Source organism: Streptomyces sp. NPDC025638, from assembly GCF_055558775.1.
In genome coordinates this window covers 77,558-103,610 of sequence record NZ_JBVHLX010000014.1, presented here as the reverse complement: position 1 = coordinate 103,610, position 26,053 = coordinate 77,558, and the positions used below count along the sequence as shown (strand labels likewise).

At 69.5% G+C, this 26,053-nt stretch carries 22 protein-coding genes and 1 pseudogene; 9 read left to right on the top strand and 14 right to left on the bottom strand.

The genetic code is table 11. The features are described 5' to 3' along the window. The first annotated feature begins 74 nt into the window (after positions 1-74). Together ACZ4EG_RS32445 and ACZ4EG_RS32440 are read left to right on the top strand one after the other, a co-directional pair. Complete coding sequence (locus ACZ4EG_RS32445; RefSeq protein ID WP_467793151.1) at positions 75-1,127, top strand: MBL fold metallo-hydrolase; 1,053 nt, start codon at positions 75-77, stop codon at positions 1,125-1,127. A 704-nt stretch (positions 1,128-1,831) separates the two neighbouring features. Next, the gene (locus ACZ4EG_RS32440) at positions 1,832-3,124 is read left to right on the top strand and encodes a phosphatase PAP2 family protein (protein ID WP_467793296.1); all 1,293 of its coding nucleotides are present in this window, start codon (positions 1,832-1,834) and stop codon (positions 3,122-3,124) included. 77 nt (positions 3,125-3,201) lie between these two features. Here the strand turns inward: ACZ4EG_RS32440 and ACZ4EG_RS32435 are convergent, their stop codons facing one another. The 5 genes from ACZ4EG_RS32435 to ACZ4EG_RS32415 all read right to left on the bottom strand — a co-directional run bounded on the left by ACZ4EG_RS32435 (position 3,202) and on the right by ACZ4EG_RS32415 (position 8,417). Further along, complete coding sequence (locus tag ACZ4EG_RS32435; protein WP_467793150.1) at positions 3,202-3,402, bottom strand: type II toxin-antitoxin system VapB family antitoxin; 201 nt, start codon at positions 3,400-3,402, stop codon at positions 3,202-3,204. Between the two features lie 77 nt (positions 3,403-3,479). Further along, positions 3,480-5,153, bottom strand: a complete 1,674-nt coding sequence (locus ACZ4EG_RS32430; RefSeq protein ID WP_467793149.1) for a glycoside hydrolase family 13 protein — start codon at positions 5,151-5,153, stop codon at positions 3,480-3,482. A 53-nt stretch (positions 5,154-5,206) separates the two neighbouring features. Continuing rightward, positions 5,207-6,040 carry a carbohydrate ABC transporter permease gene (locus tag ACZ4EG_RS32425; protein WP_453553126.1) on the bottom strand — a complete coding sequence of 278 codons (834 nt, stop codon included), beginning with the start codon at positions 6,038-6,040 and terminating at the stop codon, positions 5,207-5,209. Then, complete coding sequence (locus tag ACZ4EG_RS32420; protein ID WP_467793148.1) at positions 6,037-7,107, bottom strand: carbohydrate ABC transporter permease; 1,071 nt, start codon at positions 7,105-7,107, stop codon at positions 6,037-6,039. Before ACZ4EG_RS32420 ends, ACZ4EG_RS32425 begins: the two co-directional genes overlap by 4 nt. An 11-nt stretch (positions 7,108-7,118) precedes the next feature. After that, positions 7,119-8,417 carry an ABC transporter substrate-binding protein gene (locus ACZ4EG_RS32415; protein ID WP_467793147.1) on the bottom strand — a complete coding sequence of 433 codons (1,299 nt, stop codon included), beginning with the start codon at positions 8,415-8,417 and terminating at the stop codon, positions 7,119-7,121. A 316-nt stretch (positions 8,418-8,733) separates the two neighbouring features. On the opposite strand from ACZ4EG_RS32415, the gene ACZ4EG_RS32410 reads away from it, so the two are divergent. Beyond that, a complete protein-coding gene (locus tag ACZ4EG_RS32410; protein WP_467793146.1) occupies positions 8,734-9,804 on the top strand; it encodes a LacI family DNA-binding transcriptional regulator in 1,071 nt (356 codons plus the stop codon). A 27-nt stretch (positions 9,805-9,831) separates the two neighbouring features. Then, on the top strand, positions 9,832-10,434 hold the full coding sequence (locus ACZ4EG_RS32405) for a DUF1349 domain-containing protein (RefSeq protein ID WP_467793145.1): 603 nt from the start codon (positions 9,832-9,834) through the stop codon (positions 10,432-10,434). A 108-nt stretch (positions 10,435-10,542) separates the two neighbouring features. On the opposite strand, the gene ACZ4EG_RS32400 is transcribed toward ACZ4EG_RS32405, so the two are convergent. Continuing rightward, entirely contained in the window at positions 10,543-11,460 is a 918-nt protein-coding gene (locus tag ACZ4EG_RS32400; protein WP_467793144.1) for a hypothetical protein, read from the bottom strand. Beyond that, entirely contained in the window at positions 11,457-11,888 is a 432-nt protein-coding gene (locus ACZ4EG_RS32395) for a hypothetical protein (RefSeq protein ID WP_467793143.1), read from the bottom strand. Before ACZ4EG_RS32395 ends, ACZ4EG_RS32400 begins: the two co-directional genes overlap by 4 nt. A gap of 141 nt (positions 11,889-12,029) precedes the next feature. Between ACZ4EG_RS32395 and ACZ4EG_RS32390 the strand changes: the two genes are divergently transcribed. From ACZ4EG_RS32390 to ACZ4EG_RS32380, 3 genes are all read left to right on the top strand, one after another. After that, entirely contained in the window at positions 12,030-15,572 is a 3,543-nt protein-coding gene (locus tag ACZ4EG_RS32390; RefSeq protein WP_467793142.1) for a CHAT domain-containing protein, read from the top strand. Positions 15,573-15,575: 3 nt separating this feature from the next. Continuing rightward, positions 15,576-17,036, top strand: a complete 1,461-nt coding sequence (locus ACZ4EG_RS32385) for a tetratricopeptide repeat protein (RefSeq protein WP_467793141.1) — start codon at positions 15,576-15,578, stop codon at positions 17,034-17,036. Positions 17,037-17,122: 86 nt separating this feature from the next. Then, positions 17,123-18,088, top strand: a complete 966-nt coding sequence (locus tag ACZ4EG_RS32380; protein WP_467793140.1) for a TAXI family TRAP transporter solute-binding subunit — start codon at positions 17,123-17,125, stop codon at positions 18,086-18,088. 4 nt (positions 18,089-18,092) lie between these two features. Here the strand turns inward: ACZ4EG_RS32380 and ACZ4EG_RS32375 are convergent, their stop codons facing one another. The 3 genes from ACZ4EG_RS32375 to ACZ4EG_RS32365 form a co-directional block, all read right to left on the bottom strand. Then, entirely contained in the window at positions 18,093-19,454 is a 1,362-nt protein-coding gene (locus ACZ4EG_RS32375; RefSeq protein WP_467793139.1) for a HAMP domain-containing sensor histidine kinase, read from the bottom strand. A gap of 11 nt (positions 19,455-19,465) precedes the next feature. Then, positions 19,466-20,182 carry a response regulator transcription factor gene (locus tag ACZ4EG_RS32370; RefSeq protein ID WP_453553146.1) on the bottom strand — a complete coding sequence of 239 codons (717 nt, stop codon included), beginning with the start codon at positions 20,180-20,182 and terminating at the stop codon, positions 19,466-19,468. Positions 20,183-20,261: 79 nt separating this feature from the next. Next, on the bottom strand, positions 20,262-21,626 hold the full coding sequence (locus ACZ4EG_RS32365) for an MFS transporter (RefSeq protein ID WP_467793295.1): 1,365 nt from the start codon (positions 21,624-21,626) through the stop codon (positions 20,262-20,264). Positions 21,627-21,851: 225 nt separating this feature from the next. Here ACZ4EG_RS32365 and ACZ4EG_RS32360 point away from each other — a divergent pair, with 225 nt between their 5' ends. Beyond that, positions 21,852-21,980, top strand: a complete 129-nt coding sequence (locus tag ACZ4EG_RS32360) for a hypothetical protein (protein ID WP_467793138.1) — start codon at positions 21,852-21,854, stop codon at positions 21,978-21,980. A gap of 12 nt (positions 21,981-21,992) precedes the next feature. Further along, positions 21,993-22,652, top strand: a pseudogene (locus tag ACZ4EG_RS32355) (DUF6228 family protein); the annotation flags it as partial. Positions 22,653-22,696: 44 nt separating this feature from the next. Here the strand turns inward: ACZ4EG_RS32355 and ACZ4EG_RS32350 are convergent. From ACZ4EG_RS32350 to ACZ4EG_RS32335, 4 genes are all read right to left on the bottom strand, one after another. Next, positions 22,697-24,274, bottom strand: coding sequence for a solute symporter family protein (locus ACZ4EG_RS32350; protein ID WP_467793137.1), 1,578 nt, complete (start codon positions 24,272-24,274; stop codon positions 22,697-22,699). Positions 24,275-24,285: 11 nt separating this feature from the next. After that, entirely contained in the window at positions 24,286-24,675 is a 390-nt protein-coding gene (locus ACZ4EG_RS32345; RefSeq protein WP_467793136.1) for a DUF485 domain-containing protein, read from the bottom strand. Positions 24,676-24,859: 184 nt separating this feature from the next. Continuing rightward, positions 24,860-25,513: a TetR/AcrR family transcriptional regulator gene (locus ACZ4EG_RS32340; RefSeq protein WP_467793135.1), complete on the bottom strand. Its 654-nt coding sequence runs from the start codon at positions 25,511-25,513 to the stop codon at positions 24,860-24,862. Between the two features lie 109 nt (positions 25,514-25,622). Further along, entirely contained in the window at positions 25,623-26,045 is a 423-nt protein-coding gene (locus ACZ4EG_RS32335; RefSeq protein WP_453553154.1) for an arsenate reductase ArsC, read from the bottom strand. Between the last annotated feature and the right edge of the window lie 8 nt (positions 26,046-26,053).

Here is a 26,053-nt window from a genome sequence, read left to right as displayed (position 1 = left end):
CCCCCGCAGTGGAAGGCAGGCATCATGGCGGGCACGCGTCTCAACAGCGCCGCGAGGATGAGCAAGGAGACTTCATGCCAGAGATCAGCGGGTTCGCCCCGGGTCTACGAACTCGGTTGGCCGGCGCCGTGCGGAAACACCCCGTGCTCTCGATCGCCCTCGCGCTGAAGCTGACGACCGCCGTGGCCCTGGGCGTGGTGTGGCAAACCAAGATCCGCCGCTCTGGAGACCTCGACGACTACCGAGACCTTCTCGTGGACGATCCCGGTGCACCGGACAAAGCCTCGGTCAAGGTGACCTCGCTCGGCACCACCATGATGCTCGTCGATGACGGCACCACCCAGATTCTCATCGACGCGTTCATCACCCCGGCCGCACTTCTCGACGCCGCGCTCGGGCGACCGGTCTGCACGGACCGCAACGCAGTGGACGCCGCGCTCGACAAGGTGGGGGCGGATCGCGTGCGCGCCATCTTCATCTCTCACTCCCACCATGACCACGCGCTGGACGTCGCGTACATCGCAACCCGTACGGGAGCGACCGTCCACGGCTCACCGTCCACGCTGAACATCGCCAGGGGCGGCAACGTCCCCGAGGATCGCTTGGCACTCCTGGACCCAGAGAATCCAGTCGAGGTGGGCAACTTCACGGTACGCACCATCGTCTCCAAACACTCCCCCAACCCGATGGGCGGTGAGGGTACGACCATTGACAAGCCCCTGCTGCAACCTGCGCCCATCAGCGCATACAAGGAGGGCGGAACCTACGACTTCCTCGTGGCGACACCAGAGACGAGCATCCTGTTCAAAGGTTCGGCGAACTGGATCCCCGGCGCGCTCACCGGAGTTCACGCCGATGCACTGTTCCTCGGCATCGGCGGTCTCGGACGCGCCGGACAACGCTTCAGCGAGGGCTTCCTCAACGCAACCATCGGCGCCGTTCAACCCGCCCTTGTCATCCCCACCCACTGGAACGACTTCTTCTGCCCGGCACGCGAGAGCCTTTTGCTGCACCGCAAACTGATCGACAACACCCCCGCCGCGTTCGACACCGTGCTCACCCGCGCCAAAGCTGACGGCATCGACGTCCGCCTGCTGGACGCGTTCGGCAGCATCACGGTCCGCTAGCACCGCGATCTCGCAGCGTGCGACAGCTCCTCGCGAGCGGCAACGCGACCTGGGAATGCTGAAATCGGTCCGGATGACGCCACGACAGGTCACGGTGATGCGCGTGGTGTCCATGGCCGGGCTCGGTCTGGTCGGCGGGATCCTGGGGCTGCGCCCCTGCGCTCCGGACGAGGGCGTCCGCCAGGTCCTCAGCGGCCGGGCGGGCGGCCAAGTCCACGGCCAAAGGGTGTCGCGGAACGATCCTGCAACGCGGCGGTCAGGCGACCGTCGGCCTGCTGAGGCGGCAAGGCCACGTTGGCTGCCCAGTTCGTCAGCGAGGCAAAATCACCGGCCCCCAGCCCGGACCGGGGGTCGACTCGGTGCAACAGCGCGGGACCACGGTGATGGGCCTCCATCCGCGAGGCCTCCGGTCAGGGCGCCGACGAGTACACCCACGAGTACTCCCACGAGCATCACTGTCTGAGCGACCATGGTCGGGACCGTAACTCCGATGCAACCCTCGCGCTCTCCCCCGTTAACATGTTCGAACTCACGATGATCGCCCTTGCCCGCTCTTCACCGGAAAACCATGCCATCCGGCATGACAAGACCCCTAGTTGCCAACTTCTAACAAACCGGCCAAAAAGTTGATATCGATAGCATCCCGGGTGTTTTCGCAAATAAAGAGCAGAATTCCGTTCGCCTCGTGGCGTCAACCACGGGCGATTCTGTGGGCCGGCGCGGGTGCGGTGGCCCTCGGATTCCTCATCGCTCTGGAGATCGCCGCACGCCGCTACGGCCTACCGGGGCCGATGACCAATCAGGCGCGAGAGGTGATATTCCCGCCCAAGTCGGGGTTCCTGTTGTACGCCAGTTTGGCGTTGATGATGGTGGTGCTCCCCCGGCGGCAGCGGTTCATCGCGGCGGGTGTCGCGATCGGCATCGACGTCGTCTTCTTGTTGGTGCGGTGGGCGGTCGGTGCCAAGGTGACCGAGGGCCATCCGTTCGGCAACGGCGCGCTGTGGGTGATTCTGGGATATGCGGTCATCGCCATCACTCTCCGCACCGGCCAGGAACGTGTCCTGCTGCTGAAGGGCGTCGGGCTGGCGCTGCTGCTGGTGGCCGGCCGTAAGACCGGCGATACCTGGCTGCTCATCACGTCGAAGACCCGCCCGGCGGTGCTCGATCAGTACGTGGCCATCGCCGATCACGCACTGGGCAATCCGTCGTGGCTGGTGGGCCGGTTTGTCAGGGCCACCGGTCCGATCGGCGCCCATGTGCTCGACTACGTCTACGTCCAGCTCGCCGTGGCCGCTGTCATCGTCGCGCTGTACCAGCTGCGCAACGTGGCGGCCGAGCGCCGGTTCCCGCGCCATCATCTGGTGCGCACCTTTCTGGCGATCGGCCTCCTCGGGCCGGGCATCTACATGATCTTCCCGGTGGTCGGGCCGGTCTTCGCCTACGGCGCCGACGGCGGGCACTGGGCGTTGGCCAACCTGTGGCCGGACGCGCCGCCGCCGGTCAATGCCCCGCATCCGATGCCATTCGACGAGATCACCCCACGCAACTGCATGCCGAGCCTGCACACCGCGTGGGCGACCACGATCTTCATTCATTCCCGCCAGGCCCCACGGATTCTGCGATTCGCAGGCACGTTCTGGCTGATTGCCACGCTCGGCGCCACGCTGGGCTTCGGCTACCACTACGGTGCGGATCTCGTTGCCGGCGTGGTGTTCACGGTCACGATCGAGTCAGCGCTGCGCTTGCAGGCGCGTGGCTGGGACCGGTCGGGAATCCAGCTGGTCGCCTACGGCGCGACGGTCTTCGCCGCGCTCCTGCTGTCGTATCGCTATCTGCCGATGGAGATGGCCAAACATCCGTTGGTGTTCGGCCCGCTTCTCATTCTGGCGATGACTTCGGTGGTTTACGGCTACATACGGACCACCAGACTGTGGGAACCGAAGGCCGTAACAGCGCGCCAAACGGAACTGCAACCCGAACTCGGGGCTGTTCCGTAACCGCCCTCCGCCGCTTGTGCCGGCGAACCCTCGGCTGCGTGCCCCGGCCGTTTGAGCGGGGGCACGCAGCCGGGGAGTCAGCCTTGCGGCTCCTGTGGCTTGACGTCGAGCTCGCGCAGACCTTGATCCTTGAGCTCGGTACGGGCCTCCGTTCGGTGGCCACGGGCGATGTAGTCCCGCACGACCGCCTCGACCGCGTCCTGGGGCGAGCCGATCCCAGCCAGGACCATCACTTCCACCACGAGTTCGGCGTCGAGACTGATATTGACCTTGGCCACAGTGCCCCCTCATCGCGCGTCGAACAGCACTCTAATCGCGCAAGGTTCCCGACAGCCCCTGTTGGACAGGTGAACGGCTACACGGCGAGCCAGACTGCCTCGTCGGGCGCGAGCAGGCCGCCCTCCACGGTGCCGCTGGCGAGCAGGACCCTGGTGTGGTCGGGGAGCCGGTAGGGCGTGGATGCCAGGTTTACCGCGGCGACGAAGCCCGGTTCGCGTCGGAAGGTGAGGACTCCGGTGGGGGCGTCCAGCCACGTCAAGCCGCCGTCGCCGAGAGCGGGGTGTGCGCGGCGCAGGCGCAGGGCTGTGCGGTACAGCTCCAGCATGGACGTCTCGTCCCCGGTCTGTGCCGCCACACTCCGCTCCCCCCAGCCCGCCGGCTGCGGCAGCCAGGGGGCGGCCGAAGTGCCCTCGGGGCTGAAGCCGAACGGGGCGCTGTGGCCGGTCCAGGGGATCGGTACCCGGCAGCCGTCGCGTCCGCGGTCGGAGTGTCCGGACCGTTCCCAGATCGGGTCCTGCAGCACCGCCTCGGGCAGGTCCTCGACCTCGGGCAGGCCGAGTTCCTCCCCCTGATAGATGTATGCGCCGCCGGGCAGGGCGAGCATCAGCAGGGCGGCGGCGCGGGCGCGCCGGGTGCCCAGTTCCAGGTCCAGGGGGCCTTCGGGCCGGTAGGGCTCGTTGGCGACCCACTGCTTGACGGTTTTACGGCCGTAGCGGCTGGGGTGGCGCATGACGTCGTGGTTGGACAGTACCCAGGTGGCCGGTGCACCCACCGCGCCGAGCATGGCAAGGGAGTCGTCGATGACGGCGCGCAGGTCCTTCGCGTTCCAACCAGACATCAGGAAGTCGAAGTTGAAGGCGGTGTGCAGGCCGTCATGGCGGACGTAGGCGGCGAGTCGCTCGGGGGTGTCGGCCCAGGCCTCGGCGACGAAGGACCGGTCGCCAAGGAACTCGTCGGCCACCGTGCGCCAGGCGCGGTAAATGTCGTGCACCTCGTCGCGGTCCCAGTGGGGATGGTCGACGTGCTGCCGGGGCTGCTCCCGCGCGGGATCGCGGGAGACGAGCGGACCCAGCCGGGCCGGCTCCTGGCGGGGCGGCAGGTCGGGAAGTTCGGGGTCCTTGACGAGTCCGTGGGCCACGTCGATTCGGAACCCGTCGACGCCCCGGCTGAACCAGAACCGCAGTACCGACTCGAACTCGGCCCGCACCTCGGGGTGTTCCCAGTTGAGGTCCGGCTGCTCGGGGGCGAACAGGTGCAGGTACCAGTCGCCGTCGGGCAGTCGGGTCCAGGCCGGGCCGCCGAAGCACGAAACCCAGTCGTTGGGTGGTTCGGCGCCGTCGGGTCCGCGGCCGGGCCGGAATATGTAGCGCTCCCGCTCGGAACTGCCCGGTCCGGCGGTCAGAGCCGCCTGGAACCATGCGTGCCGGTCGGAGGTGTGGTTGGGCACGATGTCGGGGATGACGCGGATTCCGTGCCGGTGCGCCTCCTCGATGAGTTGCTCGGCCTCGGCCAGGGTGCCGAACAGCGGGTCGATCTCGCGGTAGTCGGCGACGTCGTAACCGTGGTCCGCCATCGGCGACTTGTACCACGGGTTGATCCAGATGGCGTCGATGCCAAGGGACTTGAGATAGGGCAGGCGGGAGCGGATGCCGGCGATGTCACCGACGCCGTCGCCGTTTCCGTCGGCGAAACTGCGGATGTAGACCTGGTAGATGACGGCGCTGCGCCACCACGGTGCGGTACCGGACATACGGCTGCGTTACTCCTTGGAGGAAGAGGGCAGGACTGCGTGCCGCCCGGTGTCTACTTCGCTGCGCCGGCGGTGAGCCCGGCGACGATGCGGCGCTGGAAGAGCAGCACCATGACCACCAGAGGGACGGTGACCAGGACTCCTGCTGCCATCTGGCTGCCGAACGGGGTCTCGAACTGGGTGGCGCCGGAGAACTTGGAGATGGAGACGGGCGCCGTCTGCATGACGGGCTTGTTCGTCATCGACAGGGCGATGAGGAATTCGTTCCAGGCGGCGATGAAGGTGATGATGGCCGTGGTGAAGATACCCGGTGCGGCCAGCGGAATGATGATCTTGCGGAAGGCCTGGCCCCGGGTGCAGCCGTCGATCATTGCGGCGTGCTCCAGCTCGTCCGGCATCTGCCGGAAGAACGTGGTCAGGTTCCACACCGCCAGCGGGAGCGCGAACGACATGCTCGGCACGATCATGGCCTGATAGGTGTTGATCCAGCCGATGTCCGTGAACAGCTTCAGCAGCGGGACCACGATCGACACCACCGGGAACATCGAGGTGGCGATGATCAGCGTGAGGATCAGCCGCTTGAAACGGAACTCCAGCCGAGCCATCGCATAGGCGGTGAACGTGGCCAGCAGCAACGCCAGTGCGGTGGTGATTCCGGCGACGATCAGGCTGTTGAGCAGCGCGCGTGTGAACCCCTGGGACGGGTCGAACACCGCCCGGTAGTTCTCGAGCGACGGCCGGGAGGGAAGCAGCGAGGTGTCGAAGATGTCCGAGGTGCGCCGCAGGCTGGAGACCAGCATCCAGTAGAACGGGGCCAGGCAGTAGGCCACCACCGCGGCAACACCCCCGTACAGCAGCCGGCTTCGCCATTTCGCTGTGATGGTCATGCCGTCACCTCCGCGCGGCGCGGCGCCGCGATACGCAGCCGCCTGTTCCTGCCTTCGCTGCCGCGTGCGGCGCCGCCGCCGACGAGGTCGGCGCCGAGCAGCCGGACGAAGGCGAGCGCGATGAGGAAGACGTAGAGGAAGAGGAGCACCGCGTAGGCGGAGGCCGGTCCGAAGCGGACGTTGGAGGCCTCGTTCTGCGCGAGCATGGACAGGGTCTCCACCGAGTTCTTCTGTGCACCGATGAGGATGTACGGCAGGTCGAACATCCGCAGCGCGTCCAGGCACCGGAACAGCACCGCCACCAGCAGCGCGGGCTTCACCAGGGGCAGGGTGATGTGCCAGAACTGACGCAGGGCGCTTGCCCCGTCGATCCGGGCCGCCTCATAGACCTCCTTGGGAATCACCTGGAGGCCGGCCAGGACCAGCAGCCCGATGAAGGGGGCGGTCTTCCACACCTCGGCGATGATCACCGCGACCTTGGCATGGAAGCCTTCGGTGGTCCACAGGATCTGGTGGCCGATGACGGCGTTGGCGATGCCGTTGCTGTTGAAGATCCAGCGCCACAGCAGGGCCGAGATGGCCGTGGGGACCGCCCAGGGCACGAGGATGCCGGCCCGTACCAGGGCCCGGCCCCGGAACGCCTTGTGCATGATCAATGCCATGGCCACACCGATCACCGTCTCCAGCCCCACCGTGACGACGCTGAAGAAGGTGGTGTTCCAGAAGGCGTTCCAGAACCGGTCCCCGGCTGCGCCGAAGACCTCGGTGTAGTTCTTCAGCCCGACGAACGGCTCGCTGGTGCGGATGAAGCCGGTCTTCGGGTCCAGCCCCTTGGTCCCGTACAGCGACTCCTTCAGCGCCATCACCGTCGGATAGAGCACGACGATCGACAGCACCAGGAGCGTCGGGGACACCAGCAGTGCCGCCATCCGCCCCGAGCCCGCGGTCGCCCTGGTCCGCGTGCGCCGACGGCTCGTCGGCGGCTTGCCGGACTGTCCTGAACAGCTGTCAGCCGCGCCGCCGGGCTCGCCCGCGGCAGTGTCGGGCGGGGACTTCGTATCGGCCATGGCCCCGCTCCTCACTGCGCCGTGGACTTCTGCAGCTCGCTCTGCAGGTCCTTCAGCGCCTGTGCGCTGCTCTTGCTGCCGGTCAGGGCCGCGTAGGCCTCCTGCTGGATCGCCGATGTCACATCGCCGTACTGCACCACCCGCGGACGCGGCACGGCCCGCAGGATGGACTCCTTCAGGACGGGCAGATACGGGTACTGCTTGACCAGCGACGGGTCGTCGTAAAGGTCCGCGTACGGCGGGGCCAGGGAGGCGTCCTTGAGGAACGTGCTCGCGCTGTCCTCACTGCTGAAGAACTTCATGAAGTCCAGGGCCGTGGCCTTGTTCTTGGCGAAGGACGACAGGGCCAGGTTGTGCCCGCCCAGGCTGGAGGAGCCGGGTCCGTTCAGGCCGGGCAGGGGTGCGACCGCGAACTTGCCCGCCACCTTGGCCTTTTGGGCCAGGGAGTACATGTACGGCCAGTTGCGCAGGAATATCAGCTTCCCGGACTGGAACGCCTGACGGCCGTCCTCCTCCTGGTAGGTGATGGCCTCCTTGGGGATCGTGCCGTCCTTGACGGAGCCGGCGAGGAAGTCCAGGCCCTTCTTCGCCTCGGGGGTGTCGACGTCGGGCTTGCCGTTCGCGTCGGTGACGACACCGCCCGCCGAGTTCACGGCCTCGGCGAAGTTCACCGTCAGGCCCTCGTACTTCTGGAACTGGCCGGCGTAGCAGGACATGCCCTTGGCCTCGGGCAGCTTCTTCACCTTGGCGCAGTCGGCCGTCATCTCCGACCACGTGGTCGGAGGCTTGCTGACTCCGGCCTTCTTCAGCAGGTCGGTGCGGTAGTACAGAACTCCGCCGTCCGAACTCGCCGGGGCCGCATACAGGTTGCCGCGGTACTTCGCCGTCTCCACCACCGGCTTCAGCATGTTCCGCAGCGGGAACTGCTTCTCGGGCAGGGGGGCGATCCACTGGTGGGCGGCGAACTCCGACGTCCACACGACGTCGAGGGAGAGCACCGTGTAGGCGTCGGACTTCGTCTCCGCGTTCTGGATCATCTGCTGGCGCTGCGAGTCCGCGTCCGTCGGCAGCTGGATGAAGGTGACCTTCTCCTTCGGGTGCAGCTCGTTCCAGCGGGCGATGACCTTCGGGACGACGCCGGAGGTGTCCTTGCCGGCCACGTACGTGATGGGGCCACGGCCCTGGAACGACGTGCTCCCTGCCTGCTCCCCGGAGCCACTGCCCCCGGACGAGCCGCAGGCGCTGAGGAGCAGTCCGGCGGTGGCGAGCGTTGCCGAACACTGAAGGGTTCTGGTGGTCCTGGTCTTCACTGTCTTTCTCCTGGTCGTGCGAAACCGAAGCAGCGGCTGACAGTGCTGTCACGACGTTGCGGGAAGGAAAAGAGCTGGTCAATGAGCCAGCGCATGGCTACCCGGAAACGAGATCGATCCCGTCGAGACAACGCTTGCACGCTAGGAGGGCACCTACGGGAAGTCAATGCGTAACTTGCCGGTAATACAGACGGATTTAGATGAGCCGCACACCTTATTGAGGGAGTAAATCGGGACAAAGAGTGCGTATTAAACCTCGTGACAGCGCTGTCACGAGACAGTGAACAGACAAGCGGATCTGTGCTAACTTCCGCTCATGTCATCCGCTCAACGGCTCCCCACGATGGCCGACGTCGCCGAACGGGCAGGGGTTTCCCCATCCACCGTCTCGCGCACCCTGCGCGGCCTGCCCACCGTCTCGCCGGAGGTCCGTGCCCGGGTCGAAGAGGCCGCTCGTGAGCTGAACTTCGCGGTCTCGCGACAGGCCGCGAGTCTGGTCACGGGCAAGACCGGGGTCGTGGCGGCGCTCGTACCCACGCTCAACTCGTGGTTCATGGGGTCGGCGCTGTCCAGCCTGGGTCCGCTGCTGCGCGCGGCCGGCATGGAGCTGTCCGTCTATGTGATACCCGACATGACCGAGCGCACCGCGTTCTTCGAGCGCCTCCCGGCCCGGCGGAACGCCGACGCACTGGTGGTGTTCGGGTTCGACCTCACCGAAGAGGAGACCTTGCGGCTGGACGACCTCGGCATGCCGGTCATCTACGTCAGCCAGCACGCCGAAGGCCGCCCGAGCGTGTACGTCGACGACGTGGCCGGAGCCTGCAAGGCCACCCGGCACCTGCTCAACCTCGGGCACCGCCGGATCGCCTTCGCACCGACCCTGGGCGCCAGCGGCTTCTGCTTCAGCTCGCGCGAGCGGCTGCTCGGCTACCGGCAGGCCCTCACCGAGGCGGGCATCCCACTGGACGACGACCTGGTGGTCACCATGTCGTTCGAGGACAAGCGGGGCATCACGGAGGGGGTCGGCAAGCTGCTGAGCCTGAGGGAGCCGCCCACTGCGATCTTCGCCGAGATGGACGAACTGGCCATCGCCATCATCCACTTCCTGCGCCAGACCCGGATCCAGGTGCCCGAGCGAATCTCCGTCATAGGTTTCGACGACCACCAGATAGCCCAGTGGACAGACCTGTCCACGGTCGCCCAGTCACCCTCGGACATGGGCCGCCTCGCCGGCGAGCTGGCCTTGAAACTCATCCATGAATCCGACGCGGACCACAAGCAACACATCGTCCTCCCCACGCACTTGATCCCCCGGGCCACCACAGCCCCGCCCCCCACCCCTCGGAACGAGCACGAGGGCGCTTCTTCCGACGGTCGGCACGTCTGAGAGCCAGTCACAGGCCAAGGAGGACACATGGGTCAGCACCACAGGGTTCCCTGGCACGAGGCCACCTGGCTCAACGAGCCCCAGCGCATGGAGACCGACGGACCCGACCTTCTGGTCACCGCCCGTGCTCGCAGCGATTTCTGGCGCACCACCAGCTACGGCTTCATACGCGACGACGGACACGCCCTGCTCCACGACTTCCCGCAGGACAGCGCAACCGAAGTCACCTTCTTTGCCGACTTCGAGACGCTCTACGACCAAGCGGGCCTGATGGTGCGCGTCGACGCCGAGACATGGATCAAGGCGGGGGTCGAGGCGTCCGACGGCGTGCCCCAGCTGGGTGCGGTCGTCACCCGAGGTGTCTCGGACTGGTCGCTGGCCCCGGTTCCCGACTGGCACAAGCGCCGCGTCACCGTGCGGGCCAGCCGCCGTGGGGACGCGGTGACCGTCCGCGCCCGCTGCGAGGACGGTCCCTGGCGCACGGTCCGGCTGGCCCCGCTGCCTGCGGAAGCCTCAGCGACAGCAGGGCCTTTCTGCTGCTCGCCCGAGCGGGACGGCCTGGAGGTCCGCTTCACGCGTTTCACCCAGGGACCGGCCGACACCGCGCTGCATCAGCCGACGGATGCGTGAGCGGGTCTGCCCGAACCTCCGCCGAACTGCACATCCGGCAGGGCGAGTTCACGCCGATCCTGCCGTTTCACGCAGCACGTCGCCGTCACGCCCCGCCCTGGCGGTCGCTCACGCGCGCAGGATCGCGTTGACAGCCGCGGCCGTGCCGGGTCCGAACGCATCGGGGCAGGGCACCCCCAACCGCTCGGCCACCTCCCTCAGATGGAGGTCCACCGCACCCTCGACGAGCGTGGCGAGAACGTCGGCGGCGTCGCGGGCGCGGCGCAGAGACACCGGCATCAGTACCGCGGCCGGTACCGCCGCGGGGTACCAACCCGTACCGAACGCGAGGGCCGCGTAGCCCCAGCCCCAGGCCATCAGCCGGGCCGCGGCGGCTGTGTTGTCCCGAACCGTCTGGATGTCGGCGCGTGACTCGCCGCCGGCCACGGACCATATGTGCGGCCAGACCTCCGCGAGTTCCAGGCCGTAGCGGCGGCGCACACGATCCGTCACCTCCGCCATCCGCTGGGCCGGCCAGGTCGGGTGGGTGGGACGGGTCGCGGCGATCCGGTCGCGCCGGACCTGTCGGCGCACTACCTCCGGAAAGGTCCGCGTCGTGGTCACGCGCAGCAGTCGGTCCCGGGCCACGGTCCTGCTCGCCTGGGTCACGGCGCGAGTGAGTGAGGTGTCGGCGCTGTCCCAGCGCCAGGCACGCCAGCGGGTCAGGACGGTCGCGTACCGCGAAGGGTGTTCGGGGAACAGGCATCGCTCGACGAACCGGCCGGCCGAGGCCGCGAGCAGTCCCGCAAGCGCCACGCCGAGCAGGAACAGACCCACGCTCACCAGCAGGTTCGCCGGCTCCCGGTTGGCCTTGTCCGTCCCGATGTCCTTCACGTACGAGCGCAGCGCGTCGAGATCGAGGGGATGGCTGAAGCCCTGATGGTGTGCGACGAGCCCACAGACCACGAAGATCAGCCCCGGCCCGAGGAGGACAGTGGCCCAGCGTTCGGCGGCCTTCTTGGACAGTTCCTGGAGCAGCGTGCTCACAGTCGCCCAAACCCCGGTCCACCCAGCGGCAGTTCCTGCAGCCGCCGGTCCGCCAGTGCGCAGCGGCCCTGCACGGCCTCGCCCCGAGTGCACCGGGAGAGCGGACAGACGTAGCCGGACGGCGGCTGTCCGGGAACCCGGACGCCGGGCAGCGGGCTGTAGGCCCGGTCCGGCCGGGTCAGACCGTGCACGCCCTGCGCCGCCAGTTCCCGCTCGATCCGGTCGAGTGTCTCCCGCATGCGCTGTGGGTCGTATGCGGAGGAGGTGATCAGTGCAACCGCTTCGTCGAGGAGGCCCGCGGCGCCCGCCTCCTCCAACAGCGCCGTCAGCTGTCCGTCTCGGCCCTGTTCCCGGCACAGGCGTTCCACCCGCTCGGCGAGCTCGACCAGGGCTTGTGGGGTGAGGGCGGAACGCGTGCTGTCTGCCACTCCGGCAGTTTAGGGTGACGTCCCCGTCCGGGAGGGATTTTCCCGGACATCCGGGCATACAGTCTGCAGGGCGATACCGTGGGCTGCGGTCCGCTGGGGGATCGGGGGATGCCAGGCATGCGCAAGCGGTTGCTGGGACGTGTGAGTGCGAGGATCAGGAGCGCGGAACTCGGCCTCGATGGCGGGGATGTGCTGTCGCGGGAGGCGCTGAGCGAGACGGTGGCGCTCCTGGCACATCGCAGGCCTGGGGGCGTCGATGCGGAGGTGCTCAGGACCGCGGGGTTCCTGTTCTTCCACCGGGCCGCGCGCCGACCGCCGGAGCGTCACCTGATGGAGGTGGCGGCGGCCGCGCAGCTGCTCGGCCCGGTCTATGCCCACGATCCGCATCAGGTGCCCGAGCGCATCCGGGTCTTCTACGCGGCCGGCAACGATCCGTGGCGGTACTTCTCCACGGAGACCGGGTTCACCACGGATCCGTATGTGTGGTGGGAGCTGCACAAGGAACCGGCGGCCCGCCATCTGCGCTCGGACGACCCGGCCGACCTCGCGCTCGCCCTGGATCTGCTACGGCTCGCACGGCAGTCCGCCGCCCCGTCCGATCCTCGTCTCCCGCAGGTCCTGGCCGACCTGGCGATTCTGCTCAGCCTTCACCGCGTCGCCATCGCGGACTTGGCGGTGTGCCGTGAGGCAGTGGAGGTGGGGCAGGCCGCCCTGCGCGTGCTGCCGCCCGACGCCCCGGTACGCGCGCTCACCCTCACCAACACCGGCCTGGCCGCGATGGAGCTGGCCCGGCGGCTGCAGGACTGCTCCGCGGCCGCCCTGGCCGTCGGCTGGTTCCGCGAGGCGCTGTCCCTGGAGGACGACGAGGAAGGCGGCCACATGATCAATCTCGGGGCCGCCCTCGCCGTCCTGGGCGGACTGCTGACCGATCCCGAGCCGGTGTTCGAAGCGTTACCGCTGCTCCATGTGGCCGCGGGACGGCCCGGAACGGCGGGGAAGGCCGCGGCGGACAACTTCGGCTCGGCGCTCGGCATGCTGCTGAGCGGGCCCGCCCCGTCGTACGGGCGTCTGGCCGCGTTCTGCACGTCGGTCGTGGACCACCCCGGCCCGGACCGGCCCGTCGACATCCCGGCTCTGCGCGTGCTCGCCATCCTCCGGCAGCATCAGGGTGAGGCGGGCTCCGACCTCACCGCTTGGCGCGAGTGCGTCGCCCTGTGCCGCAGGATGCTCGCCGCGTCCGAGGATCCGGAGGTCATGGGCGAGGCCGCCAACAACGCCGCCGGCGCCCTGCGCCAGATCGCCCAGGTCACCCATGACGCCTCCGCGGCCCGAGAGGCGATCGCGCTGGCCCGTACCTCGCTGGCGCACACCGCGCACGCCGAAACACCGGACGAGGCCACCGCCCGTGCCAACTTGGCCGCGGCCCACAACGTGCTGTTCGACATCACCGGGGACCAGGAGTGCCAGCGAGAGGCGGTGCACGCCAGCAGGCGGGCCCTCGCGGACTTCGCCGCGGAAGGCGACGCCGAACAGGCCGGGCTCATCGTGTTGCACGCGATGATCCTCCATCGTTACGCGGCACGGACGGACGACGCCGGGCTGCTGCGGGAGGCACTCGATGCCCAGCGAAGCGTCGCCGCTCAGCCCGACCTCTGGTCCGGCGAGACGCGGCAGGTGACCGACACGAGACCCAACCGGGTGACCGTGCTGTGCGGCCTGCTCTCCATGCTCGCGGACGCCTACACGCTGTTCCCCCAGGAACCGCTGAGCACGCTGGAGGAGGCCGTACACGTGGGTGAGGCCGCCCTGGCCCTGGTGACGGCCGGCGAATACCGGGAGTCCTTCGTCCTGGATGAATACGCCCGTGCCCAACGGTTGCTCGGCGCAGCCGAGTCCGACCGCGACAGGCTGAGCGCCGCCGTGGCCCTGTCGGACCGGCTGCTGGCACTCGGCGAGCAGGCGGTGCCCGCCGCCGTGATCTCCACGGAGATCCAGCGCGCCCAGGCGCTGTACCACCTGGCCGTCCTGGAGACGGACCCGAGCACGGCCACCGCGCTGCGAACCGAGGCCTCCGCTGGGTTCGTCCGCGCCCGGGACGCACCGGCCGGCCGGGCGGACGTGCGCATGCGCGCGGCCCTGCTCCAGTTGGCGGCCACCGACGTCACCGCGCCCGACGCCCTGGACCACCTGTCCACCACCGTCGCCCTGCTGCAACGCACCGTCGCTTCGGCGCCGCTGTGGACCGACCGTGAACTCACCCTGCGCAGCTTCTTCGGGCTCACCGAACGCGTGATCGCCACCGGGCTGGCCGCCGGTGCCCCTGAACGCGTCGTGATCCTCCTCGAACGCACTCGGGGGCTCTTGTCCGGCGACGCCATGGACATCCGGCGCGAACCGAACACGCTCGATCCCGCACGCGCGGAGGAACTCCGGCTGGTGGACTCACAGTTACGGGCGCTCGACGCGCGGGACCGGGCGGCCGCCGGCGAGGACTTCGAGCGCCGGCGCGCACTCGACCGTGAGCTGGTCGCCGAGCGCGCCCGCTTGACGGAGCGCTGGTCCCGGCTGCGTGGCGAGGCGGCGCCGGACGACGATACCGACCTCACCGCGCTCGCCGCCGACGGCCCGGTGGCCCTGGTCGCCTCCGTCACCTCCGGTGGCTACGCCTTCCTGCTCACCGGTGACCCGGCCCACCCGGTGCGGGTTCTCGAACTCCCGGATCTCGACCACCAGTCCGCCAGCAACCGCGTCCTCACCTTTCTCACCGCACGCCACTTCGCCACCACCGACACCTACCCGTTGCGGGTACGCCAGAAAGCGCAGGCCGAAGTGCGCGACACCCTCGCCTGGCTGTGGACCGCCGCCGTGCGGCCGGTACTCGAAGCCCTCGGCCTGACAGCCTCTCCCGAGGGCGCCTGGCCCCGTATGTGGTGGTGTCCGATCGGCTTCCTCGGTTATCTGCCCTGGCATGCGGCAGGACCCGCGTCCGGCGACGGCGCGCTGGACCGGGTGGTGTCCTCGTACACGGCGAGCCTGCGCGCCCTGGCCTACGTGCGCCGGACGCCCCCGGGGCCCACCCCGCCCCGCACCCTGGTCGTCGCCCAGGCCGAGGCACCCGACGCCTCGCGACTTCACGGTGTGGCGGAGGAAGTGACCGCCGTACGGTCCCTGATCCCGGACGCCACCTTGATCGAGGGGGCCGACGCGACCAAGGAGGCGGTCCTCGCCGCGCTCGCCGAGCAAGACACCGTGCATCTGGCCTGTCATGCCACGACCGATGTCCACTCCACCGGCGCCAGTCGCTTGCTGCTGGCGGACCATCGCGACGATCCCCTGACCGTCGCCGAGCTCGCGGCCCTGCACCTGCCGGGGCGCCGGCTCGCGATGCTGTCCGCGTGCAGTACTGCCGAGATCAGTCCCGATCTGACCGACGAGGCCCTGCACCTCATCGGCGCGTTCCAGCTGGCTGGATTTCGCCAGGTGGTGGGCGCACTGTGGCCGGTCAGCGACGCGACGGCCGGACGGATCTCCCAGGCCTTCTACGACCGGCTCACCGGATCGGGAGCACATCCGCCGCGCACCGACGAGGCCGCCCTCGCCCTCCACGCGGCCGTACGGGAGTTGCGCGCCGACTACCGCGCGACACCCACCAACTGGGCGTCGTACATCCACACGGGAGCCTGACCGATGACCGAACCGGACCGGTCCGCCGCACTGACCGGGCTGAGCATCGACGAGTTGGCCCTCGCATCCGTCCTGGCCTGGCTCGACGGCGATCCCGTCCCCGTCGAGCTGTTCTCCGGCGCGGACGGCATGCCAGGGCCCGCCGCGTTGTCCGGGCTGGCCGCGGCGGGGCGGCTGGTCCCGCGTGACGACGGTGGGTTCACCCTTCCCGAAACCACCCGGCACTGGCTCCTGACCACCCTCGACGACGCGGGGCGGGACCTCGCCCTGCACCTGCTGCAGGCACACCTGGGCGAGCCGGGCTCCCCCGGCGAAACCGCGCGCTGCCTGCGGCTCCTGCCGCACATCACCAAGTGGACAAACTTGACCGGTCCCGAGGACGACACCCCCTCGGGGGCCACCTTCCTCAGCCGTGCCGTCGTGCTACTGCTCCAGAACAACATGGGCAACGCCGCGGCTCCGCTGGCCGAGCGAGTCGCCCGGACCGCCAAGAGGAACCTGCGGCCGGACGCCTCGGCCGCACTGACGGTACGCGCCAACCTCGCCGCGGCGTACGACCAGGCGGGCGACCAGCGGCGGGGCGCGCGCCTGCTGGAGGAGGTCATCGCAGTGCGCGCGGCGCAGCTCGGCCCTGACCACCCCGATGTGTGGGGGCTGCGCAGCAACCTGGGCCACATGTACCTCGGCATGGGCGAGTACGACGCGTCCGCCCGGATCGTGGAGCGGCTGATCGCCCGCTGTTCCGAGGTCCACGGGCCCGCAGCCCGGCCGACGCTGCTGGCCCGCAACAACCTGGCCGTCATCACCGAGCGCGCCGGGCGCCGCGAGGAGGCCGTGGCCCTGTGGGAGGCGGTACTGCCCGACTTCGAGGCGGCGCTGGGCACGGACGACCCGGACACCATCGATGTCCGCGCCGCCCTTTTCCAGGCCCGTGGGGACCGCGACGGCGCGGACGGGGAGGCCGTCCTCGCCGAGGTCGACGCGCGGGTCGCTCTGCTCGCCGACTCGGACGGCGAGTCCAGCCCCGCGGTCGCCGCCGCGCTCACCGAACGTGCCGGGATCCTGCTCGAACAGGGCCGCTACGAGGAAGCCGTCCGCGGCTGCCGGGACGCGATCGAACGGGGCTCGGCCTCCCTGGGCCGTGGCCACCCGGTCGTAGTCCACACCGGTTACCGGCTGGCGCATGCCCTGGAGCGGTGCGGGGACGTGGAGGCGGCATCGGCAACGGCTCGGCAGACCCTGGCGGACGCGGACCGCAGCCTGGGACGGACCCACCACGCGACGCTGATGGCGGCACGGATCCTGCTCTCCCTGCTGCGCCCGAAACACGGGCCGGAGTACCGGGAACTGCTGGAGGCCCGGCTGCCCGACATCATCGAGGGGCTGGGTTTCGGACATCCTCTGGTACGGACACTGGCCGCCGAGCGGGCATCCCTGACGCTGAACAACCCTCAGTGGCGATGAACGGCCACGGCCGGGGCAATGCGGCAGACACGAACCTCAAGGACCGTCGGCGCCGGTGCGTGCCGGGGTGCGGTTACGCTTCCGTCGTGACTGGGGCAGAGGCGAGCCGCCGACGGTTGCTGGGGGCAGCATGCTCCGCGGCGGCCACCGTGCTGGCCGGTTGCTCCAAGGACTCGCAACCGGTGCGGCGGCTGCGGTTCGCGACGGGCCCGCAGGGCGGGCCGTACAACGCCTTCGGAAGGGCTTTGGCGACGGCGGTCGCGCAGCACACGGGCCGGCTGCGGATCGGTCCGGTGAGTACGGCGGCGAGCGTGGACAACCTGCGGATGCTGGACGACGGCTCGGCGGAGCTCGCTCTCGCGATGGCGGACAGCGCACAGGACGCGGTACGGGGCCGGTCACCCTTCTCCCGCCCGGCCGCGGTCGCGGCTCTTGCGCGGGTCTACGTGAACTACACGCACCTGGTGGTGCCGGCGAACGGGCCGGTGCGGACCGTTCAGGATCTCGCCGGAAGGCCGGTCGCCGTGGGTGCTCCGGGCTCGGGGGCGCAGGTGGTGGCGCGGCGCCTGTTGCGGGTGGCCGGGCTGACCGGACACAGGTCGGTACGGGAGCGGGAGCTCGGGCTCTCGGAGTCGGTGACATCGCTGCGGGCGGGCTCGGTGGACACGCTGATCTGGTCCGGTGGCGTGCCCACGCCCGCACTCTCGTCCCTGGCACGCCAACTGCCGCTGCGATTCCTGCCGTTGGACGGGCAGGTGAGCGATCTGCGCGAGCGGTACGGACCGGTCTACACGGCGGTGACGCTTCCGGCGGGGGCCTACGGACTGAAGGAGCCGGTGGGCACCATCGGGGTCGGCAATTACCTCATGACGCGCGCGGAGGTACCGCAGCGTGCGGCGCGGGAGGTGCTGCAGGTGGTGTTCGACGAGTGGCGGGTTCTGTTGCGGGAGGTGACGGCGGGAGCGCGGCTTGAGCCCAGGTTCGCCATCTCCACCGGTGAGGTGCCCCTGCATCCGGGCGCGGTCGCCTACTACCGCTCGGTGTACGGCTGACGGGTCAGCTGGACGGGAGCGTCAGTTCCAGGACCAGGCCGTGCGGGAGGTTGCGGGCCGCTGTGAGCCGGCCGCCGCTGAGTTGGGCGATCTCGTCGGCGATGGCCAGGCCCAGACCGCTGCCGGGGACGTTCTGGTGCTCGGGGGCTCGGGCGAACCGCCTTAGCAGCAGGGGAAGTTGCTCCTCGTCGGCGCCCGGGCCGTCGTCGCAGACGCGTACGGTCACCTCGCCGTCCCGCGGTATGGCCCGCACCTCCACGTGGCCGCCGGGAGGTATGAACTTGGTGGCATTGTCGAGGACGGCGTCCAGGAACCGGCCCACCGCGTCGGGCAGCGCCCGTGCGCTGAGGCCGGCCGCGACGGCGGTGACGGTCAGTTCCAGCTGGGCGTCGCGGAAGACCGGCCCCCAGGCCGCCACCCGCTCCCGTACCGCCCGGGAGACGTCCTGGTCGACCGGTTGCGCCGTGCCCGACTCCACCCGTGCCAGGGTGAGCAGACCATCGAGCAGTTCTTCAAGACGTTCCGCCTCCTCCAGGGCTCGGGCATGCTCGTCCCTGCCGGGGCCGGGGTGCAGGTGCGGCTCGACGTTCTCCAGCCGGAGCACCAAGGTGGCCAGCGGATTGCGCAGTTGATGCGAGGCGTCGGCGACGAAGTCGCGCTGGCGGCCGACCGAGTCGGCCACGGCCTCCGCCATGGCGTTGAAGTGCTTGCGCAGCCGACGCAGTTCCGGCGGTCCGCTCTCGGTGACCACCCGCGTCTGGAGACTCCCGGCGGCCAGGCCCTCCACGGCCCGGTCCAGGTCGCGGACCGGCCGCATCAGCCACCGGGCGATGGCCACCGCGGCCAGTGCCGCGGCCGAGAAGGCGGCCAGCGCCCCGGCGGCAATGAGGGACCAGCGCACGGACACGTCCCGGCGGGCGGCGTCGGTGGGCGCCGCCACGAGCACCGCGCCGCTGACGCGCTCGTCCTGGCCGACCGGCTCGGCCAGGACCACCGTGTCGGGCCCCCAGGGCCGCACGGTGGGCAGCTGTTCGGTGGAACGGCCGGTCAGCGCACGGCGCAAGGCCTCGCCCGCTGTGGAGTCGGCGGAGACGATGAAGGCTGTCCCGGCCCGTGCGACCGTACGCCCTGTCGTGTCGACCACGACCACCGAGGCTCCGTACAACTCCGCGTAGCGGCTGATCTCGGCGGACAGCTCGGTACGGTCGGCCCGTGTGCGCACCCGGTCGGCCAGATCGGCGAACCGCACCGCCTCGGAGCGTCTTTGGAGTAGCAGTCGTTCGGTGCGTCCGCTCGCGTAGGAGTCGGCCAATGGCAGGGACAGCAGCAGCATCGCCGCTCCCATGAGCACCATCAGAACGATCATCAGTCGGCGTCTCATCCGCCGGCGTCGCCTTCGCCGTGCCCTGCTCCGTCGGCCGAGGGAGAGCCGAGCTGGTAGCCGAAGCCGCGGACGGTGCGCACCAGACCGGCCCGGCCGGTCTTGGCTCTGATGCCGGCCACGTGCACGTCCAGCGAACGGGATGTGGCGAGGAAGGCATCGCCCCAGATGCGGTCCAGGATCTCCTCCCGGGAGTGGACCTGGTCCGGTCGCTCGGCGAGGAAGGCGAGGACGTCGAACTCGCGGCGAGTGAGCCGCACAAGCGCATCGGCCACGGTGACGGTACGGCCCGCGAGGTCGATCTCCACGTCGCCCGCGCGGACGGAAGACGCGGCGCCGCCGTCCGGGCGGCCGGGCGGCGACGTGGTCCTGCGGCGCACGCTGTCGATCCGGGCCATCAACTCGGCCATGCGGAACGGCTTGACCACATAGTCGTCGGCTCCGGCACGCAGCCCCTGCACGATGTCCCGCTCCTCGCAGCGGGCGGTGACGACGATCAGTGGGGCGTCGCAGACGGTGCGCAGGCGCCGCAGCAGCTCCAGACCGTCCAGGTCGGGAAGGCCCAGGTCGAGGAGGACGAACTGCGCCTCGCGGACATGCCGCAGGGCGTCCAGGGCCCGGCCGACCCGGCGGACACTGTGTCCACGCTGGGCGAGGGCCGTGACGAGCGCCTGGGCCATACGGTCGTCGTCCTCGACGAGAAGGGCGTGCATGGGGAGTCCTTGGGGAGCGGTGACCTGGACAACCTGGACCGCAGCTTACGGAAACGGCCGGCCCAGGTCACCGGGACGATCAGCGAACGCCTTCGGCGCGGTACGCCGAGGCTGCCGAGGCGGGGGCCGTGTCGGCGTCGGCGTCGGCCTCGGCGCGGCTGAGGACTGCCGTGCGGGTGTCCGGCATGAACACGTAGGTGACCAGGGAGACCAGCGCGCACCCGGAGACGTACCAGAAGAACATCTTTTCGTGGCCGGCGTCCTTGAACCACAGCGCCACATATTCCGCCGTGCCGCCGAACAGCGCGTTGGCGATCGCGTACGGCAGCGCCACGCCCAGGGCCCGCACCCGGGTGGGGAAGAGCTCCGCCTTCACGGCCGCGTTGATCGAGGTGTATCCGGTGACGATGACCAGGGCCAGCAGGGACAGGCCGAGCGCCTGCCAGAAGGAGGACACGGACCCGAGCGCGGTCATGATCGGGTACGTGCCGACGGTGCAGCCGACCGCGAAGGTGATCAGGAGCGGGCGGCGGCCGATACGGTCCGACAGCATCCCGGCGAAGGGCTGCAGCACGGCGAAGACGGACAGGGCGGCGAAGCTCACGAGGGTGGCGGTGTTCTTGGCCAGGCCCGCACTGCCGATGAGGTACTTGGTGAGATAGGTGGTGTACGTGTAGTAGGCGACGGTGCCGCCCAGGGTGAGCGCCATGACCAGGCCCGCCTGGCGGCGATGCTGCCACAGCAGGGCCAGCGTGCCGCGGCCGGTGTCGTCATGGCCCGTGTCCGATTCCTCGGTGAAGGCGTCGGTTTCCCGCAGCCGGCGCCGCAGCCAGAACACCACCACGGCGAAGAGCGCCCCGAGCACGAACGGGATGCGCCAGCCCCAGCTCTCCAACTGGGCGGTGGTGAGGGTGTGTTGCAGGGTGATCAGGACGCCCAGGCCCAGCAATTGGCCGCAGGTCATCGACACGTACTGGAACGACGAGCCCAGGCCGCGCCGGTTGCGGGCCGAGGCCTCGGTCAGGTAGGTGGCGCTGGCCGCGTATTCGCCGCCGATGCTCAGCCCCTGCAGCAGCCGCGCCAGCAGCAGCACCACAGCCCCGAGGTAGCCCGCCTGGTCGTAGCCGGGTGCGACGGCGATCAGCAGGGCGGCCAGCGTCATCATGGCCACCGTGAGCGTGAGCGCGCTCTTGCGGCCGTGCCGGTCGGCGGCGCGGCCGAGCACCCAGCCGCCCACCGGTCGCATCAGGAAGCCGACCGCGAAGATTCCTGCGGTGTTCATCAGCTGGGTGGTCGGATTGTCGCCCGGGAAGAACGCGTCGGCGAAGTAGATCGCGAAGCTCGCGTAGACGAACCAGTCGTACCACTCGACGAGGTTGCCCAACGATCCCCCGATGAGCGCGAACCGGCGTTTCGCGCGGGCCTCGGGCGAGGTTTCGGGCATGACGGCAAACGAGGACATGGCGGCTCCAGTCCGGACGGTTTCGGGGACAGTGAACGATGCCCCTGGCGGGGAGTGCGCATGAGCATGCGGCCGCCCGCCCGGCCCATCAAGATTGGGCGCCGAGATCTAACATGCGGCTAACATCCGCCGGGGTCCGCCGGGGCGCCACCTCCCCCAGAGGAACTCTGGTGACGACGGATGTGATGCCGGCCTAGCGTTCGACTTGTGACCTCTCCAGACGGTGACAGCGCCATCGACGAGCAGTTGGGTGTGACTGTTCGCTGCCAGGACAACCAGTCCGTCGGCGTGAAGTTCTGTGATCGGTTCAGCTTCGACGAGGACTCCGTGCACTAGGCCGTCGAGGCATGGGCTCCAGGACCGGCCGCCCATGTGAACGAGGTGGTCGCCTGGGTCTGGGACAGCGATCTCGCATCGTTCCTGGAGGAGCTGGGTTCGGACTACCGGGGGCGGGACGGCGAACGGGGCCGGCAGACCGACGACCGGGACCTTGCCGTCTCGGCGGTGTTCCGGCCCGGTGGGCATGTCGGTCTGACCTGGACTCTGCGCCCATGGCCGAAGGCCGCGGGCGGCTGGAGCGCCTCGGTGACCGCGTGGCTGGAGGCCGGGGAGCAGATGTCGGCTTTGGCGGCTGACATCCGGCACTTCCTCACACGCTCGCAGGGGGGAGAGGACTCCGTCCGGCTCCGCCTGCTCGAACTCCGGCATGGCGGTGACCACGACAACGCCGGTACCGAGCTGTGGTCAGGAGCGTTGAGCGTCGGTGGTCTCGCCCGTGCGGTGGTTCGCTGCTTCGAAGAGGTCGCGACGTCCATGGCGAGAGTGGGTACCGAGGCAAGTGGGGTGAGCACTTCCCCAGGAGCGGGCTCGAAGCACTCAGGCATGTTTGGCAGGCTCGCCGTTCCGCCGAACATCCATAATCCGAACGTGTGGCGCAGGCCTCCGGGGGCATCGTTCCGGAGGCCTGCGCGAGTCCGTCTCCTACGAAGCACGGAGACGCCCAGCTGATCACCGGGCCGGCACTGGAGCCTTCCCGCCCACGGCGGTGCGTTTCACGAGGCGTCGCTGCCCGCGAGCATGCGGAGTTCGAACGCCGAACGGGCAGCCGAGTGGGGTTTGTCCCTGCCCAGTACAGAGCCGAGCCATCCGAGCAGGAAGGCCAGAGGGATGGAGACGATGCTCGGATACTTCAGCGGGAACACGGCGAAGTCCATGTGGGGGAACAACGCCGACGGAGTTCCGGACACGGCTGGGGAGAACACCGCCAGTGACACCGAGCAGATCAGGCCGCCGTAGACACTCCACACCGCTCCGGTGGTGGTGAAGCCCCGCCAGTACAGGCCGTACAGCAGCGCGGGGAGGATGGCCGAAGCAGCGACGGCGAAGGCCAGTCCGGCGGCGAAGGACACGTTGAGGCGTGTGGCCCACAGCGAAAGAGCCGTCGCCGCGCAGCCGATCAGCACCACCGAGACCCGGGCGACCCGCACTTCCTGGGAGTCGGTGGCTCTGCCCTTCCTGATGACCACGCCGTAGATGTCGTGCGCCACGGAGGTGGCGGCTGCGAGGGCGACGCCCGCCACGACGGCCAGGATGGTCGCGAACGCCACGCAGGACATCACCGTCAGCAGCAGTGACCCACCGAGGGAGCCGCCCAGCAGCAAAGTGGCCGTATTTCCGGAGGAGTTGCCGCTCGTGATCGCCTCGGGGCCCAGTACGGCTGCCGCGCCGAAGCCCAGTACTCCGGCGATCAGACAGAAGACGCACGTCAGAACTGCCGTCCACTGGACGGAGCGTCGGGCGGCGCGTGCGTCGGGCACCACGCACAGGCGCAGCAGGAGATGCGGAAGGCCGGCAGCCCCGAGCACCGCTCCCAGTTGGAGGCTCAGCGAGTCCAGCGTTTCGGCGTCACCGCCCGGGGACCGTGCCCCGGGCGCCAGGAAGTGCTCACCGACGCCGCTGCGGTGGGCCGCGGCCTCCAGCAGGTCGCTGGGGTTCCAGCCGAACTTCGCCAGTACGAGCAGGGCCAGGTATGCGCTGGCGACCATCAGGAAGGCGGCTTTGAAGCACTGCACCAGCGTCGCTCCCTGCATGCCGCTGAGAGCCACGTAGATGATCATCAGGATGCCGAGGAACAGCATCATGAAGTGCTGGGCGACTGCTCCGGTGATGCCGAGCAGAGGTGCGGCGAGGGCGCCGGCGCCAACCAGTTGCGCGGTCAGATAGAACAGGGAGATCACGAGGGTGGCGACCCCCAGGGCCAAGTGGACCGGGCGGGGCCGGAGATGGTGCGCCAGCACATCGCCGACCGTGTAGCGGCCCGTGTGGTGATACGGCTCTGCGATCAGCAGGAGAATGACGGCCCAGGCCACGATGGGGCCGAGCAGATAGGGGATGCCGTCGAACCCGGCGAGGGCGATCAGGCCGGGAGTGCCCAACAGCGTCGCGGCGGAGATGAAGTCGCCGAACAATGCGATGCCGTTGCGGGCGGAGGACAGGCGGCCGCCGCTGACGAAGAAGCGGCGGGGCGTGTCCGATTGCGAGGCGTCCAGCAGGGAGATGAGCACGACGGCGACGACGAACACCGCGAAGACGGTGATGACGAGTCCGGTGTGGGTCGTCTGGGCGGGCACGGAGGCAGTGTTCAACGCTCCTCCCCTCGGTACCCGAGCCCGGCGCGGGCTCTTTCCACGAGCGGATCCACGGTGGTGCGTGCGTATCGTGCGTACCACCGGCAGACCGCGAGCGTGGTGCCGCACTGCAGCAGCGCCAGCCCCAGCCCGACGTTCACATGACCGACGATTCTGAGCGCCATGACGTCTGCCGCCGTGCTCGCCAGGAGGGCGTTGAGCAGGTAGAGGCCGACAACGGCGGCGGCGACGGGGGCGATCCGGGAGCGGCGTGCGGCGCGCAGTCCCGCGAGAGAAGCCATCGCCTCGGGCGTGGTGCCCTCTTCGGGTGTTTCACCCAGGGGCGACGGCGGTCGTCTGCGTGGCTCGTGCAGCCCGTGGGGCGGTTCATGGATTCCGGACACGACAATCAACTCCTCGCTGAGAGCGGTGGCGCGTGGTCGTGTCCGCACCGGGGTCTTGCACCCCACAACCGAACGCCGTTCGGTTGTGGGAGCTTAGAGCGGGTCACACCGCCGTACAAGGCATCGGCGCATAACGTCGGCGGAAAGTCGGTGACGGGCAGGGTGGGGCCGCAAGCCGTGCGGCTCAAGGGCCCTCGATTGACCCTTGAGGTGTTGCGAGGCGCGCGTGCAGGCGGTCGAGGCCGTCGAGGAACATCTCCAGGGCCAGTTCGAAACTGTCCCGGTCGATGGTGTCGGCATGGTCACGCAGCCGGTGCGCGTCCGTCAGGTGCGCATAGCGTTCGATGTAGACCTGCGCCTCGTCCTCGAACCCCCGGGCGAACGAGGTCATCGCCGATCCGATCACCAGATACTTGGTCGAGGCCCCGATCATCGTGGCGTACCGCGGCGGCCATCCGGCCCCCACCAGGCCGCCGTGCACGGCATCGGCGCGTCGCAGCGACGCCTCACGGCGGGCCGGTCCGTACGCCAGGAACGGCACGATGTGGGGATGGGCGGCGAGGGCGGCGCGATAGGACCGGGCCCAGGACGCCACGGCGTGCCGCCAGTCGCCGGTGTCGAAGGCGGAGACGTCCACGCTCTCCATGATGGTGTTGGCGACATCGTGAAGGACGTCGTCCTTGGTCTTGACGTGCTCGTACAGCGAGGAGACCTGGACGCCGAGCTCCCCGGCGAGCTTGCGCATCGACAACTCGGCGAGCCCGTCACGGTCCACGACGGCCAGTGCCGCGGCGCAGATCCGTGCCCTGCTGAGGATCGGCCTGGTCGGTCGGGCCACCGCTGCACCCCCGTATCGCTCCGCGCTCCGCTCCGCGTAGCGCCGTGACTGTCGTGTTCACGGTACCCGTGCTCCGATAACCGAACACCGCTCGGTGTGCGGAATCAGGTCATGCGGAGGCCGCGATGCCGAGTTCGGCAAGCAGCCCGCGCACGCGCTGCTCGACGGCGTCCCGGATCGGCCGTACCGCGTCGACGCCCTGGCCGGCGGGATCGTCCAGCTGCCAGTCCAGGTACCGCTTGCCGGGGAAGACCGGGCAGGCGTCCCCGCAGCCCATGGTGATGACCACGTCCGAGGACCGCACAGCCTCCGTGGTGAGGACCTTCGGTGTCTGGGCGGAGATGTCGATGCCGACCTCCTTCATCGCCTCGACGACCGCTGGGTTGACGGAGTCGGCGGGCGCGGAGCCGGCCGAGCGGACCTCGACCCGGTCACCGGCGAGGTGGGTGAGGAAAGCGGCGCCCATCTGGGAGCGGCCGGCGTTGTGGACGCAGACGAACAGCACCGACGGGCGCGGGGCGGAAGTGCTCATGGCGGGGG

What these genes read in the sequence shown, in the direction of transcription:
- ACZ4EG_RS32445 (WP_467793151.1), top strand. Translation starts at nt 75, where the DNA reads ATGCCAGAGATCAGCGGGTTCGCCCCGGGTCTACGAACTCGGTTGGCC.
- ACZ4EG_RS32430 (WP_467793149.1), bottom strand. Translation starts at nt 5,153, where the DNA reads ATGTCCGGTACCGCACCGTGGTGGCGCAGCGCCGTCATCTACCAGGTC.
- ACZ4EG_RS32425 (WP_453553126.1), bottom strand. Translation starts at nt 6,040, where the DNA reads ATGACCATCACAGCGAAATGGCGAAGCCGGCTGCTGTACGGGGGTGTT.
- ACZ4EG_RS32420 (WP_467793148.1), bottom strand. Translation starts at nt 7,107, where the DNA reads ATGGCCGATACGAAGTCCCCGCCCGACACTGCCGCGGGCGAGCCCGGC.
- ACZ4EG_RS32410 (WP_467793146.1), top strand. Translation starts at nt 8,734, where the DNA reads ATGTCATCCGCTCAACGGCTCCCCACGATGGCCGACGTCGCCGAACGG.
- ACZ4EG_RS32405 (WP_467793145.1), top strand. Translation starts at nt 9,832, where the DNA reads ATGGGTCAGCACCACAGGGTTCCCTGGCACGAGGCCACCTGGCTCAAC.
- ACZ4EG_RS32385 (WP_467793141.1), top strand. Translation starts at nt 15,576, where the DNA reads ATGACCGAACCGGACCGGTCCGCCGCACTGACCGGGCTGAGCATCGAC.
- ACZ4EG_RS32375 (WP_467793139.1), bottom strand. Translation starts at nt 19,454, where the DNA reads ATGATCGTTCTGATGGTGCTCATGGGAGCGGCGATGCTGCTGCTGTCC.
- ACZ4EG_RS32370 (WP_453553146.1), bottom strand. Translation starts at nt 20,182, where the DNA reads ATGCACGCCCTTCTCGTCGAGGACGACGACCGTATGGCCCAGGCGCTC.
- ACZ4EG_RS32365 (WP_467793295.1), bottom strand. Translation starts at nt 21,626, where the DNA reads ATGCCCGAAACCTCGCCCGAGGCCCGCGCGAAACGCCGGTTCGCGCTC.
- ACZ4EG_RS32335 (WP_453553154.1), bottom strand. Translation starts at nt 26,045, where the DNA reads ATGAGCACTTCCGCCCCGCGCCCGTCGGTGCTGTTCGTCTGCGTCCAC.